The organism is Gayadomonas joobiniege G7 (genome assembly GCF_000300815.1).
GTDB lineage: Bacteria > Pseudomonadota > Gammaproteobacteria > Enterobacterales > Alteromonadaceae > Catenovulum > Catenovulum joobiniege.
Window position 1 is genome coordinate 417,848 of record NZ_AMRX01000007.1, and the last position, 15,446, is coordinate 433,293.

Genomic DNA, 15,446 nt, shown 5'->3' on the forward strand with positions numbered 1-15,446 from the left:
TTACATTTAAAACGTCACTTAAAAAAAATTAAGATTCTTCAACAGGCTTTTCTTTTTTCTCAAGCAGTGCTTTCATACTTAAACGAACTCGACCTTGGCGGTCTATTTCAAGTACTTTAACATCGGCTTGCTGGCCTTCTTTTAAATAATCAGAAACGTTGTTTACACGCTCTTCAGCAATTTGTGAAATATGCACCAGACCTTCTTTGCCAGGTAAAATTTCAACAAAAGCACCAAAGTCAACGATTCGAGTCACTTTACCAGGGTATACCGCACCCACTTCTACTTCAGCCGTTAATGCTTTAATGCGCGCAATTGCTGCATCGGCTTTATCTTTACCTGTTGCAGCAATTTTAACAGTACCATCGTCTTCAATTTCAATCGTGGTTTCAGTTTCTTCGGTTAATTGACGGATAGTTGCACCACCTTTACCGATAACATCACGAATTTTATCTTGATTGATCTTAATGGTATAAATACGAGGCGCAAATTCAGACACTTCTTCTCTGTGACCACCAATCGCATCATCCATCACATCAAGAATGTGTAAACGAGCCGCTTTAGCTTGGTTTAACGCGATCTGCATGATCTCTTGCGTGATACCTTCAATTTTGATGTCCATTTGTAATGCGGTAATACCTGTTGTAGTGCCCGCTACTTTAAAGTCCATATCACCTAAATGGTCTTCGTCACCTAAGATATCTGATAATACAACAAAGTTGTCGCCTTCTTTTACAAGACCCATAGCGATACCAGCAACAGAGGCTTTAATTGGCACACCTGCATCCATCAATGCTAATGAAGAACCGCACACAGAAGCCATCGAGCTTGAACCATTAGATTCAGTGATTTCAGATACCACACGCACTGTATATGGGAATTCAGCTAACGAAGGCATCACTGCGGCAACACCACGTTTAGCTAAACGACCGTGACCAATTTCACGACGCTTTGGTGCCCCTACCATGCCAGTTTCACCAACACAGTATGGAGGGAAGTTGTAATGGAATAAAAATCTATCCGTTTTATCGCCAGTTAAATCATCAATGGTTTGTGCATCACGCTCTGTGCCTAAAGTCGCCACGACAATTGCTTGAGTTTCACCACGAGTAAATAACGCAGAGCCGTGCGTGCGAGGTAAAATACCCGTGCGAACGTCTAGTGCACGCACCATGCTAGGGTCACGGCCATCAATTCGCGGCTCACCGGCAATGATACGTGAACGAACCACTTTTTTCTCAACCGAGCCTAAGATTTCACTAACCAACTGTTGATCAATTTCTTCATTTTCGGCAACTAACTGAGCCAACACTTTTTCTTTAACGTCGGTAACCGCATCTTTACGCGCTACTTTATCTGCAATTTGATAAGCGTTTGTAAAACCTTCAGTCGCTAACGCGGCGACTTTTTCTTCTAACGCTACGTCTTTTTCTGGTGCTTTCCAAGTTGAAACCGCTGGGTTCACGTCAGCCACAAACTCATTAATGCTACTGATCACTGATTGCATTTGTTCATGACCATAAACAACAGCACCCAACATAGTATCTTCAGATAAAATCTGTGCTTCTGATTCAACCATTAATACCGCATTTTGAGTACCAGCCACCACTAAATCTAACTCAGACTCTGCCATTTCACTGGTTAACGGGTTGAGCATATACTGGCCATTTTTATAACCAACACGTGCAGCCCCAATTGGCCCCTGGAATGGGATACCAGCAATAGATAGTGCAGCAGATACACCTATCATTGAAATAATGTCAGGGGCAATTTCAGGGTTTGCCGACATAACAGTAATAACAACTTGGACTTCGTTAGTGTAGTCTTTTGGGAACAGAGGACGGATCGGACGGTCAATTAAACGTGCCGTTAGAGTTTCACCTTCTGAAGGTTTTGCTTCGCGCTTAAAAAAGCCGCCTGGGATTTTACCGGCAGCATAAGTTTTTTCAATATAGTTAACAGTCAGAGGAAAAAAGTCTCTGCTTGGATCTTCATCATTTTTGGCAACTACGCTCACCAGAACACTGGTGTCGTCCATACTTGCCATAACAGCGGCGCTGGCCTGACGAGCAATTACGCCAGTTTCCAGCGTAACTTTGTGCTGACCAAAGTCAAATGATTTAGTAATAGGTGTCACAATAATTTTCCTTTGTTCTTACTTAATTCAGTATTTTTTCAATTTCGTCGTCGATTATACGTAACTATTCAGCAAATAAGTACAGATAGAGCAAATAAAGGCAAAAAAAAAGGGCCTATCGGCCCTTTTACGAAAAAATTTGATGCTTAGCGACGTAAACCTAAACGGCTGATCAAAGAAGCATAGCGCTCTGAATCTTTACGCTTAAGATAATCTAACAGGCTACGACGAGAGTTAACCATACGGATCAGACCACGACGTGAATGGTGATCTTTTTTATGGTCAGAAAAGTGGCCTTGTAATTTATTAATACGATGCGTTAATAAAGCAACCTGAACTTCAGGTGAACCTGTATCGCCTTCTTTAACTGCGTAATCTGCAACAATTTGTGCTTTTTCTGCGTTTGTTAGTGACATAATAATCTCCAAATTCGGGCAAACCGATCACTAATCCAGCTTGCCTAATAAAAGTGAGCGCGGATTATAACCTGATGCAAAAATAAGTCAAGTTAACCTAAATCACTGGTGTTGAGTAACCGCTTAGGATGTAACACACCCTGCTCATTCAGTTCAGCAATACCAAGCAATTGCTGCTCTGAATAGATACGATATAAACCACTAGCAGTATCCATAACACGGATCCTTTGACCTTGCCTGAATTTAGTGGCCTGCTCCGGAGATAATAAACATTTGTTTATATGTGATAACCCAGCATCAATTGGTAATAACAGCACTTCTTTTTCAGCCATCGACAAGCTTTCAATTGCTTCAATCGGATACATAGGCATATCCTCAAAACCAGCGACTTGACTCCGTCTTAAGCGGTGGACGTGCGCACCACAGCCCAACATTTCACCCAAGTCATCCACTATGGTTCTGATATAAGTCCCTTTAGATACTCGGATAGTAAAACTGACATCTGGCAATTCCAGCGTGTCTATCTCAATTGAGTATACTTGGATATCACGCACTGGACGCGGCACCTCTATGCCTTTTCGTGCATAATAATAAAGAGGTTTGCCCTGATATTTTAACGCCGAAAATATTGATGGCATTTGTTTTTGCCGACCAACAAAAGACATTAGCGCATCTATCACTTCAGCGTTTGATTGAGTGACCGGCTTTTCACTAACCAATTCTCCTTCTGCGTCAGATGTATCGGTTCTCTGCCCTAAACGTGCTGTGACCTGATACGTTTTATCCGCGTCTAAAAAAAACTGGCTAAATTTTGTCGCTTCACCAAAACAAATTGGCAATAAACCAGAAGCAAGCGGATCTAACGCACCTGTGTGACCTGCTTTTTTTGCTTCGAATAAATACCTTACCCGCTGCAATACCCTATTTGAGCTAGCACCAAGTCCTTTGTCTAATAAAAAAATTCCATTGAGTGGGCGATAAACAGGTTTAGTCTTCGCTGTCATCGTTTTTATTTCCTGCGGCCTTTTTATTATCTTCAGCGATCACTTTATCGACCAACTCTGACATTCGAATGCCCTCACTTAAACTGTTATCCAAAACGAATTTAAGATTAGGTACTATCCGCATTTTACGCATTTGTTTGGCGAGCAAAGAACGCACCATAGGCGCCAATTTATTTAGTTGTTTAACGCTTTCAGCTGCTTTATCTTCGTCCTGCAAAAGTGCAGAAACAAAAACTTTAGCAAACGACAAATCACGCGAAACTTCAACTTCAGAAATTGTAACCATGCCAATGCGTGGATCTTTCAGCTCTCGCTGAATAATTAGAGCAACTTCTTTTTGAATCTGTTGAGCAACTCGTTCTGCTCGCGAAAATTCTTTTGACATATATATTTACCTGACAAAAAAGGGGCTTGAATGCCCCTTTTAAATTTCAATTTATAACTCTAGAGATTAAAGCTGACGTTTTACTTCAACCACTTCAAATACTTCGATTACGTCGCCAACTTTAACATCGTTATAGTTTTTAACCCCAATACCACACTCAGTGCCATTGCGGACTTCAGCAACGTCGTCTTTAAAGCGACGTAACGACTCTAATTCACCTTCGTAGATAACTATGTTATCACGTAATACACGGATAGGATTATTCCGTTTAACTGTACCCTCGGTTACCATACAACCTGCAATGGCACCAATTTTTGGCGACTTAAAGACATCACGGACTTCTGCCAAGCCAATGATTTCTTGTTTGAATTCAGGGTCAAGCATACCGCTCATAGCGCGCTTAACTTCATCAATCAAATCATAGATAACACTATAATATCTAAGTTCAATACTCTCATTTTCAATGGTCTTACGGGCGGTCGCATCAGCACGCACGTTAAAACCGAGAATAATCGCAGAAGACGCTGCCGCTAAGCTGGCATCCGTTTCGGTGATACCACCAACGCCACTACCAACAATCTTAACTTTAACTTCATCGTTAGATAGTTTTAATAATGAGTCAGAAATCGCTTCCAACGAGCCTTGTACGTCAGATTTGACAACAATATTAAGCTCTTTAACATCGCCTTCTTCCATATTAGAAAACATGTTTTCTAATTTAGCTTTTTGCTGGCGTGCTAATTTAACTTCTCGGAATTTACCTTGACGTTTGAGCGATACTTCACGTGCTTTGCGCTCATCCTGAACTGCGGTCGCTTCGTCACCGGCTGACGGCACACCAGATAAACCTAAAATCTCAACAGGGATCGAAGGACCTGCTTCTTCGATATCTTGACCGTTTTCATCTTTCATTGCTCGAATACGACCGTACTCTAAACCACATAAGATGATATCACCTTTTTTCAGTTTACCGGATTGCACCAAGATACTTGCAACTGGACCACGTCCTTTATCTAACTTGGATTCGATAACAACACCTGAAGCTAACCCTTCATGAACAGTATCTAAATCTAAAATTTCGGACTGTAACAAGATAGCTTCTAATAAATCGTCGATACCCTGACCTGATTTAGCCGAAACATGACAAAACTGCACATCACCGCCCCAATCTTCTGGGATAACGTCATGCTGAGAAAGTTCATTTTTGACTCTATCTGGATCAGCTTCTTCTTTATCGATCTTGTTGACTGCGACAACCAAAGGCACTTCTGCTGCTTTGGCGTGTTGAATCGCCTCAACAGTTTGTGGCATAACACCATCATCGGCCGCAACTACAAGAACAACAATATCAGTTGCTTTAGCACCACGTGCACGCATTGAAGTAAAAGCTGCGTGGCCTGGAGTATCTAAGAAGCTAACCATGCCTTGTTCGGTTTCTACATGATAAGCACCTATATGCTGGGTAATACCACCAGCTTCACCAGACGCTACTTTAGCTCGACGAATATAATCTAATAATGACGTTTTACCATGGTCAACGTGCCCCATTACAGTAACCACCGGCGGACGACGTTTAATTCCAGACTGCTCACCTCGGTTAGCCAACAAATCTTCTTCCATCGCATTTTCAGAAACAGCCACCCCTTTGTGGCCCATTTCTTCGACCACTAAGAGTGCGGTTTCTTGGTCGATCACTTGGTTGATCGTAACCATAGCACCCATTTTCATCATAGCTTTGATGACTTCGGTCGCTTTTATCGCCATTTTTGATGCTAATTCGGCAACGGTAATAGTTTCACCAATTTTCACTTCATGCTGAGTTGGTGTAACTGGTTTTTGGAAACCATGTTGCATGCTCTTAGGTGTGAAAATTTTCTTGCGCTTACCTTTAGGTGCACGACTGCTCGCCTGCGCCTGTGCTTCTTCATCTTTTTTAGAGGTTTTCTTCTTACGACGTCGTGAACCTTTTTCTTCACGGCGATCCGCTTCAGCCTCAGCTTCTTGAGCGTAACGAGAAGAGTGGCTATGTACTTCTTTTTTCTCTTCTTCTTTACGGCGAGCTTCTTCAGCAGCCCAACGCTCAGCGTTTTCTTCAGCCAAACGTTTTGCTTCTTCAGCGATACGTTTTGCTTCTTGTTCAGCTTTTCGCTGTTCTTCTGCTTCTTTTTTCTCGCGCAAAATTCTTTCTTCTTCAGTTTCTACATGTTTTGCTTTTTTGGCTTCAGGTTTAGCTTTATCTGCTGTAGCAGCTTTACCTGTCGAGGCCGAAGAAGGTGCTGTTTGTTTAGCTTGCGCTTCACGTTTAGCTTTTTCTTCAGCTTCGCGTTTAGCTTTTTCTTCAGCTTCACGTTTAGCTCGCTCTTCAGCTTCACGTTTAGCTTTTTCTTCAGCTTCACGTTTAGCCTGCTCTTCTGCTTCACGCTGGGCTTGTTCTTCAGCTTCACGTTTAGCTTGCTCTTCTGCTTTGTTTTGCTCCAGCTCACTGGCTTTAACATAAGTACGTTTTTTACGCACTTCAACCTGAACCGCTTTTCCTTTGCTGCCTGAGCCTACATTTAAAGTGCTCTTTTTCTTGCGCTGCAAAGTCATTCGACTAGGCTGTGTTGTAGAGTCTTTAGAACCATGCTGTTTACTTAAAAAGTTTAACAACTTAGTTTTTTCATCTTCTGTGACCTGACTTCCATGCGTTTTGCTAATACCGGCCTGAGCAAATTGCTTGATAAGTTTATCAACCGTTGTATTGACACTCTCTGCGAGTTTATCAATGGATACATCTGACATTCAGTTCTACCTCCGCCGTTTTATTCAGCTTCGTTTTCGCCACCGAACCAACATATGTTGCGGGCTTGCATTATAAGTTGACCTGCGCTCTTTTCATCCAGACCTTCAATGTCAGATAAATCATCAACGCCCTGTTCAGCTAAATCTTCGAGCGTGCAAATCCCCTTGCTGGCTAATACATAGGCCAGGTGACGTTCTAAACCAGGCAGATTTAATAAATCTTCTGCCGGCTCAGAATTATCCAGAGACTCTTCATTCGCTAGCGCCATGGTCGTTAAAGCCGCTTTAGCTCGAGTACGAAGCTCTTCTACTATGTCCTCATCAAATCCGTCGATTTCCAGTAATTCATTCACTGGAACGTAAGCGACTTCTTCTAGGCTTGAAAAGCCTTCTTCGACAAGTGTGGTTGCAAAGTCTTCATCTATATCAAGACCTTCTGTAAATAAAGTCATCAGCTTATCGTTTTCTGCCTGATGCTTCTTATTCATATCTTCTACTGTCATCACGTTTAGTTCCCAGCCCGTTAACTGGCTGGCTAAACGCACGTTTTGACCGCTACGGCCAATTGCTTGTGCAAGATTATCGGCTTCAACCGCGATGTCCATTGTTTTACTGTCTTCATCAACAATAATAGATGCAACATCGGCGGGTGCCATTGCATTGATGACATATTGAGCCGGATTGTCATCAAACAATACGATATCAATACGCTCGCCATCTAACTCTCCAGAAACTGCTTGCACACGCGAACCACGCATACCTACACAAGCACCGACTGGGTCTAAACGTTTATCATTCGTCTTAACCGAAATTTTGGCACGCGAACCCGGATCACGTGCCGCGGAGCGTATTTCCAGCATCTCTTCACCAATTTCTGGTACTTCTACTCGAAACAACTCGATAAGCATATCTGGATGTGTGCGGCTCATAAATAGCTGAGGGCCACGTGCTTCTGGTTTGATTTCGTATAATAAAGCTCTAATTCTGTCACCTGGACGGAATGTTTCACGCGGTAATAATTCATCACGACGCACTATGGCTTCTGCGTTATTCCCTAAATCAATGATAATGCCTTCACGGCTTGATTTTTTAACGACGCCAGTGACTAACTCACCCAGCTTATCTTCATACTCTTCAATGATCTGAGCGCGTTCAGCTTCACGTACTTTCTGCACTATGACTTGTTTTGCCGTTTGTGTTGTTATACGGTCAAACTGAATAGACTCGATCTCTTCTTCTACAAAATCGCCTAAACCAAGTTCTGGGTTTTCGTATTGAGCTGCTTCTAAACCGATTTCTGAAAATGGATGTTCTAAACCTTCACCACTATCTTCAACGATCTTCCATCGTCTAAAAGTAATAAAATCACCCGTTTTGCGATCTATGCTCACTCGAACATCAATTTCGCCTTCATATTTTTTCTTAGTTGCAATCGCAATCGCCGACTCCAACGCTTGAAATATTTTTTCACGAGGAACCGCTTTTTCGTTGGAAACCGCTTCCGCTACTAACAAGATCTCTTTGTTCATTATTCAGCCTCGCTTGTCTGGTCCCTAAAATTGTGGAACGACCTGTGCCTTATCAATATTTTTTATCGGAATGATGTACTCATCTCTGTCTACCTGGAGCACAATTGCTCCCCCTTCTAAACCAGACAAAGATCCTTTAAACTTTCGTCGACCGTCAACTGGCATCCGGGTTTTTACATTAAGTATTGCCCCAATGTGAGCTTCATATTGGGATTCTTTAAATAAGATACGGTCCATGCCGGGAGAGGATACTTCTAAATTGTATTCACCCGTGATAGGGTCTTCCACATCCAAGACGGCCCCAACCTGTCGGCTGACTAACGCACAATCATCAACATTTACGCCATTTTCTGAGTCAATATAAACGCGCAACGTAGAGTGTTTGCCTGCTCTAATGAGTTCAACACCCCAAAGATCAAACCCTGTGGCTGCAACGGCATCTTCTATTATGCTTTCTAGCTGTAAATCTCGTTTAGACAAACTGACCTCTGCCTTTTCTGTAATACAAAATAAAAAGCCCCGATTGATGACCGGGGCTTTTTCTAACTATATAAACCGGTTGGTTGCGGGGGCTGGATTTGAACCAACGACCTTCGGGTTATGAGCCCGACGAGCTACCAGACTGCTCCACCCCGCGTTAATGGCAAGCATTATAGTGATCTGAAACGATAAATTCAAACCTTCTAACACTTGTTTAAAGTTGGTGCCGTGGGCGGGACTTGAACCCGCACGAGCTTAGCTCACCACCCCCTCAAGATGGCGTGTCTACCAATTCCACCACCACGGCTAAAGAATGATTATTCTGGAATATCCTGAGCTGGTTGTTCCGAGCTAGGAATTTCTTCATTAATAACGGCTTTCTGTTCGCTGGTATTAGTCTCTAATTCAGTCCACTCATCTTCAGCACTATTTTGACGGGCCGACATACTACCTAAAAACAAACATAAAACAAAAAATATAGTCGCTAATATAGACGTGGTTTTTGTTAAAAAATTACCGGCACCTGACGAGCCAAATACAGTACCAGAAGAGCCTGAGCCAAATGAAGCACCCATATCTGCGCCTTTGCCTTGCTGAATTAGAATAAATCCAATCAACGCGACAGAAACAATAATATATGCAACCAATAAAACTTCAAACATTTAATCCACCTATGCCATTTGACATATTTTAATAAACTTTTCGGGTTCTAATCCCGCACCACCAATCAAACCACCGTCAATATTTGATTGAGAAAATAAATCTGCTGCATTATTCGGAGTAATACTACCGCCATAAATAATGCGTATACTTGCTGCAACCTCTGGGCAAATACTACTTACCAGATTGCGAATAAATAATAAAATTTCTTCAGCTTGTTCGGGTCTGGCGGCTTTACCAGTTCCAACAGCCCATACTGGTTCGTATGCAATCACACTATTTTTAAGCGCTGCTTCACCACCACGATGGAAAACAGCTTCTATTTGAGAAGTTAAACGAGAAAACGTTTTGCCGTTTTTATACTCTTTAACTGACTCTCCAACACATAAAACAGGTGTTAATCCTGCCTGATGTACTTTCACAAACTTTTCTGCGGTTTTTTTTGAGCGCTCAGCAAAAATAGAACGACGTTCCGAGTGACCGCAAATCACCCATTGTGCTCCGGCTTCTTTGACCTGAGCAACCGAAATTTCACCGGTTAGCGCACCCTTTTCCATTTCATTTACGTTTTGAGCGGCGACGGCTACATCAAGCTTAAGGTCTTTGACCTGTTCAGCAAGGTAACTTAATAAAGTCGCTGGAGGGGCTAACATAACCTGAACGTTTTTATCAACGCCCGTGATTCGGATGCTTTCTAATACTTTGTCTACCAGTGCCCGGTTACCGTTCATTTTCCAATTTGCTGCAACAATAGGCTTACGTTTCATCTAGTACTCCATCAGAAAGCGGGCAGGATTGTAACTACCCTGCTTTCAGGATACAAGCAAAAATTCAATTATTTTACAGATTCTTTAACCGTTTCAGCAATTTGCTCAGCTAATTTATTCACTTGGGATTCCGCTTGGCCTTCAACCATGACCCGGATCACAGGTTCAGTTCCTGACTTACGCATTAGTACACGGCCGGTATCCTGCATTTCAGCTTCGGCAGCTGCAACGGCGGCTTTGACCTTAACATCGGCTAATGGATCTTGTCCCGGTTGATAGCGCACATTGATTAGTTTTTGAGGATATTTATCCATCCCCAACGACAGTTCATAGAGTGACATTTCAGAGCTTTGCATCGCCTTTAAAACTTGTAAACCCGAAATAATTCCATCACCGGTTGAGGTCATATTTAAGTTTAAAATATGACCTGAACTTTCACCGCCGATAAACCAACCATTTTGTTGCAGCAATTCAAGCACATATCTATCACCCACTTTAGATCGCGCAAATGGGATACCTAAACGTTTAACACCAATCTCCATGCCTAGATTACTCATCACAGTCCCTACAACGCCGCCATGCATCTGACCGCTGCGTAGCGCGTCTCGAGCAATAATGAAAACTAATTGATCGCCATCTACGACATTACCTTTATGGTCAACCATCATTAATCGGTCACCATCACCATCAAGCGCAAACCCCACATCGGCGCCCACTTCTTGCACTTTTTCTTGCAATGCACCTAAAGCCGTAGCCCCACAGTTTAAATTAATATTTACACCATCGGGTTTGCTACCAATCTCTACCACGTCTGCCCCAAGTTCACGTAATACATTAGGGGCAATGTGATAAGTCGCACCATTGGCACAATCAACAACAATTTTCATGCCCTTTAATGACATATCTGACGGGTAACGGCTTTTACAAAATTCAATATAACGACCCGCGGCATCTTCAATTCGTTTTGCTTTGCCCAACTCATTGCTCGGCACTGTTGTCATAGGTTTATCCAGCTGAGCTTCAATCGCCAACTCTAAATCATCATCTAGCTTAGTGCCGTCTTTAGAAAAAAACTTAATGCCATTATCTTGATAGGGGTTATGTGATGCACTGATCACTATGCCGGCGTCTGCCCTAAAGGTGCGGCTTAAATAGGCGATAGCGGGTGTCGGCATAGGTCCTAATAAACCAATATCGACCCCAGCAGCCGATAAACCCGACTCTAAAGCTGATTCGAGCATATAACCAGAAATACGAGTATCTTTACCAATTAACACTTTATGTGTACCTTGCTGTGATAACACTCGGCCAACGGCCCAACCTAACTTTAAGACAAATTCAGGATTGATAACCCCATTGCCTACTTCTCCTCGAATACCATCCGTACCAAAATATTGCTTTTTCATCAATTTTTCTCCTTGAGCGTTGCAACCGTAACGGCAATAGCATCTGCACTCGCTGCAACATCATGCACTCTGATAATTTGTGCGCCTTGAAGCATGGCTATCGTGGCGGCACATATACTTGAATAAACTCTTTGAGCTGGCTCTGCCGGTGCCACTGCATTGAGCATAGATTTTCGTGAAATACCTGCTAATAAAGGCAACTCAAATTCTTTAAAACTGGCAAATTCTGCCAGCATTTTAAAATTATCTGTTTGGCTTTTACCGAAACCAAACCCCGGGTCTAAGAGTAAGCGTTCTCTGGCAATACCCGCTTGCTGACAGGCTATTATTCTCTGCTTAAAAAAATTCTTCACCTCAACCAATACACCTTGTTCATACTGGGTATTTTTTTGCATGGTTTGCGGCGTTCCACGCATATGCATTAAACAAAGATCAACATTGGTGTTTGCGACCGCAGCTAATGCGTCCGGTTCAGTTAATGCTTTCACGTCATTAATCAGATCAGCCCCTTCTGCGATCACAGCGCGCATGACTTCAGCTTTATAGGTGTCGATTGAAACAGGCACAGAAAAGTTTTGTTTAACTGCTTTTAAAATAGGCAAAACTCTGGCTAACTCTTCTTTAACAGGCACAAATGTGGCACCAGGCCGAGTAGACTCACCACCAATATCTAAAATATCGGCCCCGTCAGTTATCATTTGTTCAGCTTGTTTTAAAGCACTGTGGATATGGTTGTAACGGCCGCCATCACTGAAGCTGTCTGGGGTTACGTTTAAAATGCCCATCAATAACGGGCGTTTTTTTTGATTCAGTAGGTTTGTTATTTTCATTATTATAAAAAAGCCCCGCTAAACGGGGCTTAGTGATTTAATGTTTTGTTTCTGGATCTTGTTTACTGGTATCAACACCGCTGCTTTCTGTTGACTCAGATGTTTGATCATCGGACGTTTTGGATAAATTATGCGGGGTACCAGAACCCGTTGACGGTTTATCATCTTTTTTATCCCAATCCGCTGGCGGACGAACCGGTTGTCGCGCCATTAAATCATCAATTTGTTTAGCATCAATGGTTTCGTATTTCATCAGCGCGTCTTTCATCGAATGTAAAATGTCAATGTTATCCATTAACATTTTTTCGGCCAGCTGATAGTTGCGATCCAATAACCCTTTAACTTCGGCATCAATGGCTTTCGCCGTTTCATCTGACATGCTTTTAGACTTGGCAGAACTACGGCCCATGAAAACTTCACCTTCTTCATCGGCATACAAAATAGGACCCAGGGTTTCTGATAAACCCCATTGAGTTACCATTTTGCGCGCAATTTCAGTCGCACGTTCGATATCGTTTGAAGCGCCTGTAGTTACTTTGTCCATGCCATAAATAATTTTTTCAGCTAAACGACCACCATATAAACTGGCTATCATACTTTCTAAATGCTGCTTACTATGACTGACTCTATCCTGTTCAGGTAGATACATGGTCACACCTAACGCTCGGCCACGTGGGATGATACTCACTTTATAAACAGGATCATGTTCTGGTACTAAACGACCAACAATCGCGTGTCCCGCTTCGTGGTAAGCCGTCATTTCTTTTTCTGGCTCACTCATCACCATAGATTTGCGTTCGGCCCCCATCATGATTTTGTCTTTCGCTTTGTCAAACTCTTCCATCGAAACTAATCGGCGGTTTTGACGCGCAGCAAACAGGGCGGCTTCGTTCACTAAGTTAGCCAAATCGGCACCCGAAAAACCGGGGGTTCCACGAGCAATGATAGAGGCATCAACGTCGTCACCAATTGGCACTTTACGCATATGCACTTTTAAAATTTGCTCTCGACCACGAACATCTGGTAAACCAACAACTACTTGACGGTCAAAACGACCAGGGCGTAATAACGCCGGATCTAATACATCAGGTCGGTTCGTTGCAGCTATAACAATAATACCTTCATTGCCTTCAAAGCCGTCCATTTCGACTAACATTTGGTTCAGTGTTTGCTCTCGTTCATCATGGCCACCACCTAATCCGGCACCCCGCTGACGACCAACAGCATCGATTTCATCGATAAAAATAATGCAAGGCGCTGACTTTTTAGCTTGCTCAAACATATCACGAACGCGTGATGCACCCACACCAACAAACATTTCAACAAAGTCGGAACCTGAGATAGTAAAAAATGGGACTTTGGCTTCACCTGCAATTGCTTTGGCTAACAAAGTTTTACCTGTACCTGGTGGTCCAACCATAAGAACACCTTTTGGTATTTTACCACCCAGTTTTTGAAACTTGCTCGGATCTTTTAGATAGTCAACGAGTTCTACCACATCCTCTTTTGCTTCATCGCAACCTGCAACATCGGCAAAAGTGGTTTTAATTTGGTCTTCACTCATTAAACGGGCTTTGCTTTTACCAAACGACATGGCACCTTTTCCACCACCGCCTTGCATTTGGCGCATGAAAAAGATCCACACTGCGATCAGTAAGATCATTGGGAACCAAGAGATAAATATAGTCCCAAGCAGGCTAGGCTCTTCAGGCTCTATCCCTTCGACTTTAACATTTTTATTTAATAATTCGTCTAAAATTTTATCATCCCGCATTGGAAATACGGTTTCAAAGGATTCACCCGACTTTTTGGTTCCTTTAATGACACCAGATTGTGGATCAATTTTAACCGATTTGACCATTCCTTGATCAACTTCTTTCACAAAAGTACTGTACTCCAGTTTGCTTTGTGCACCACCACCGGGTGAAAAACTTTGGAATACTGTCATCAGAACAACAGCTATGACGACCCATAAAATCAGATTTTTAGCCATATCACTCAAGACACTAACCTCTTTGTCGACTTAATATTTGTACCCAGACGCAACAAAATACACTTCGCGCGAACGTCCTCTTGACGAGTCTGGTTTTCGAATTTTAACTTGGCTGAAGGCACTTCGGGTAGCTTTTAAAAACTCATCAAATCCAGCCCCTTGAAATACTTTGACCACAAATTTACCATTTTTCTTCAAAACTTGATGACACATATCTAATGCCAATTCAACCAAGTACATTGAACGCGCCTGATCAACGGTTTCATTACCACTCATATTGGGCGCCATATCAGACATTACAATATCTACGCATTTACCTCCAATACGATCAAGTAATGCATTCAGAACAGCCTCTTCGCGAAAATCGCCTTGTAAAAAGTCGACCCCTGCAATTGAATCCATTTCTAGAATATCGCAAGCGATCACGTCACCTTTTTGGCCAACTTTTTCCACTGCGTATTGAGACCAGCCGCCTGGCGCTGCGCCCAAATCAACCACTGTCATCGCTGGACGCAATAATTTATCTTTATTATCAATTTCTTCAATTTTAAAAACCGCTCGCGAGCGTAGCCCAAGTTTTTGCGCTTTTTGCACGTAAGGATCGTCAAAATGTTCTTTAAGCCAGCGTTTACTACTAGCTGATTTTTTTTTCTGTACCATTATAAACGGGTTTAATTAGTAATACGCCTTAGATGGCGGTAAAATGTCGCAAAATCAAGCCATAGAAGTTAAAAACTGAATTTATGAGTATCTCAACTAAACAAAAACAATTTTTAAAAGCCAAAGCACATCCATTAAAGCCAGTTGTTCAACTGGGCGCTAATGGGTTAACTGAAGGCGTACTTGCTGAAATTGATTCGGCCCTGACCCACCACGAACTTATCAAAGTTAAAATTCCAACTGATGAACGTGATTTGAAAAAAGCAATCATAGACGCAATTGTGCGTCAAACTCAAGCCTTTCAGGTCCAAACTATCGGTCATACGTTAATTATTTTTAGGCCAAGTGAAGAAAATAAAATTCAATTACCTAAAAAATAAAAAAAGCCGACAAAATGT

The 15,446-nt window shown here is 42.4% G+C and carries 14 protein-coding genes and 2 tRNA genes; 1 reads left to right on the forward strand and 15 read right to left on the reverse strand.

Annotation, left to right across the window (positions count from 1 at the left end; translation table 11 throughout):
* Nucleotides 1-28 precede the first annotated feature (28 nt).
* The 15 genes from pnp to rlmE all read right to left on the reverse strand — a co-directional run bounded on the left by pnp (nucleotide 29) and on the right by rlmE (nucleotide 15,048).
* Complete coding sequence (pnp, locus tag C727_RS0114060) at nucleotides 29-2,137, reverse strand: polyribonucleotide nucleotidyltransferase (protein ID WP_017446285.1); 2,109 nt, start codon at nucleotides 2,135-2,137, stop codon at nucleotides 29-31.
* Between the two features lie 146 nt (nucleotides 2,138-2,283).
* Complete coding sequence (gene rpsO / locus C727_RS0114065; protein WP_017446286.1) at nucleotides 2,284-2,553, reverse strand: 30S ribosomal protein S15; 270 nt, start codon at nucleotides 2,551-2,553, stop codon at nucleotides 2,284-2,286.
* A 92-nt stretch (nucleotides 2,554-2,645) separates the two neighbouring features.
* The gene (gene truB / locus C727_RS0114070; protein ID WP_017446287.1) at nucleotides 2,646-3,557 is read right to left on the reverse strand and encodes a tRNA pseudouridine(55) synthase TruB; all 912 of its coding nucleotides are present in this window, start codon (nucleotides 3,555-3,557) and stop codon (nucleotides 2,646-2,648) included.
* On the reverse strand, nucleotides 3,541-3,942 hold the full coding sequence (gene rbfA / locus C727_RS0114075) for a 30S ribosome-binding factor RbfA (protein ID WP_017446288.1): 402 nt from the start codon (nucleotides 3,940-3,942) through the stop codon (nucleotides 3,541-3,543). The genes truB and rbfA overlap by 17 nt, the downstream gene beginning before the upstream one ends.
* Before the next feature lie 66 nt (nucleotides 3,943-4,008).
* The gene (gene infB / locus C727_RS0114080; RefSeq protein ID WP_017446289.1) at nucleotides 4,009-6,723 is read right to left on the reverse strand and encodes a translation initiation factor IF-2; all 2,715 of its coding nucleotides are present in this window, start codon (nucleotides 6,721-6,723) and stop codon (nucleotides 4,009-4,011) included.
* Nucleotides 6,724-6,743: 20 nt separating this feature from the next.
* On the reverse strand, nucleotides 6,744-8,252 hold the full coding sequence (nusA, locus tag C727_RS0114085) for a transcription termination factor NusA (protein ID WP_017446290.1): 1,509 nt from the start codon (nucleotides 8,250-8,252) through the stop codon (nucleotides 6,744-6,746).
* A 24-nt stretch (nucleotides 8,253-8,276) separates the two neighbouring features.
* Entirely contained in the window at nucleotides 8,277-8,732 is a 456-nt protein-coding gene (gene rimP / locus C727_RS0114090) for a ribosome maturation factor RimP (protein WP_017446291.1), read from the reverse strand.
* An 80-nt stretch (nucleotides 8,733-8,812) separates the two neighbouring features.
* Nucleotides 8,813-8,889, reverse strand: a tRNA-Met gene (locus tag C727_RS0114095).
* 64 nt (nucleotides 8,890-8,953) lie between these two features.
* Nucleotides 8,954-9,039: transfer RNA gene (locus tag C727_RS0114100), tRNA-Leu, on the reverse strand.
* 10 nt (nucleotides 9,040-9,049) lie between these two features.
* Nucleotides 9,050-9,394 (reverse strand): preprotein translocase subunit SecG, encoded by a 345-nt coding sequence (gene secG / locus C727_RS0114105; protein WP_017446292.1) that lies wholly within the window; start codon nucleotides 9,392-9,394, stop codon nucleotides 9,050-9,052.
* A gap of 9 nt (nucleotides 9,395-9,403) precedes the next feature.
* Nucleotides 9,404-10,159: a triose-phosphate isomerase gene (gene tpiA, locus C727_RS0114110; protein WP_017446293.1), complete on the reverse strand. Its 756-nt coding sequence runs from the start codon at nucleotides 10,157-10,159 to the stop codon at nucleotides 9,404-9,406.
* A 68-nt stretch (nucleotides 10,160-10,227) separates the two neighbouring features.
* Entirely contained in the window at nucleotides 10,228-11,568 is a 1,341-nt protein-coding gene (glmM, locus tag C727_RS0114115; RefSeq protein ID WP_026052735.1) for a phosphoglucosamine mutase, read from the reverse strand.
* Nucleotides 11,565-12,395 carry a dihydropteroate synthase gene (folP, locus tag C727_RS0114120; protein ID WP_017446295.1) on the reverse strand — a complete coding sequence of 277 codons (831 nt, stop codon included), beginning with the start codon at nucleotides 12,393-12,395 and terminating at the stop codon, nucleotides 11,565-11,567. The genes glmM and folP overlap by 4 nt, the downstream gene beginning before the upstream one ends.
* Before the next feature lie 37 nt (nucleotides 12,396-12,432).
* On the reverse strand, nucleotides 12,433-14,397 hold the full coding sequence (gene ftsH, locus C727_RS0114125) for an ATP-dependent zinc metalloprotease FtsH (RefSeq protein WP_017446296.1): 1,965 nt from the start codon (nucleotides 14,395-14,397) through the stop codon (nucleotides 12,433-12,435).
* Between the two features lie 21 nt (nucleotides 14,398-14,418).
* Complete coding sequence (rlmE, locus tag C727_RS0114130; protein ID WP_017446297.1) at nucleotides 14,419-15,048, reverse strand: 23S rRNA (uridine(2552)-2'-O)-methyltransferase RlmE; 630 nt, start codon at nucleotides 15,046-15,048, stop codon at nucleotides 14,419-14,421.
* A gap of 83 nt (nucleotides 15,049-15,131) precedes the next feature.
* On the opposite strand from rlmE, the gene yhbY reads away from it, so the two are divergent.
* Nucleotides 15,132-15,428, forward strand: coding sequence for a ribosome assembly RNA-binding protein YhbY (gene yhbY / locus C727_RS0114135; protein ID WP_017446298.1), 297 nt, complete (start codon nucleotides 15,132-15,134; stop codon nucleotides 15,426-15,428).
* Nucleotides 15,429-15,446: the final 18 nt, after the last annotated feature.

Bases quoted from the DNA above. Each gene is read 5' to 3' on its own strand.
- rpsO (WP_017446286.1), bottom strand. From the start codon at position 2,553: ATGTCACTAACAAACGCAGAAAAAGCACAAATTGTTGCAGATTACGCA.
- truB (WP_017446287.1), bottom strand. From the start codon at position 3,557: ATGACAGCGAAGACTAAACCTGTTTATCGCCCACTCAATGGAATTTTT.
- rbfA (WP_017446288.1), bottom strand. From the start codon at position 3,942: ATGTCAAAAGAATTTTCGCGAGCAGAACGAGTTGCTCAACAGATTCAA.
- infB (WP_017446289.1), bottom strand. From the start codon at position 6,723: ATGTCAGATGTATCCATTGATAAACTCGCAGAGAGTGTCAATACAACG.
- nusA (WP_017446290.1), bottom strand. From the start codon at position 8,252: ATGAACAAAGAGATCTTGTTAGTAGCGGAAGCGGTTTCCAACGAAAAA.
- secG (WP_017446292.1), bottom strand. From the start codon at position 9,394: ATGTTTGAAGTTTTATTGGTTGCATATATTATTGTTTCTGTCGCGTTG.
- tpiA (WP_017446293.1), bottom strand. From the start codon at position 10,159: ATGAAACGTAAGCCTATTGTTGCAGCAAATTGGAAAATGAACGGTAAC.
- folP (WP_017446295.1), bottom strand. From the start codon at position 12,395: ATGAAAATAACAAACCTACTGAATCAAAAAAAACGCCCGTTATTGATG.
- rlmE (WP_017446297.1), bottom strand. From the start codon at position 15,048: ATGGTACAGAAAAAAAAATCAGCTAGTAGTAAACGCTGGCTTAAAGAA.
- yhbY (WP_017446298.1), top strand. From the start codon at position 15,132: ATGAGTATCTCAACTAAACAAAAACAATTTTTAAAAGCCAAAGCACAT.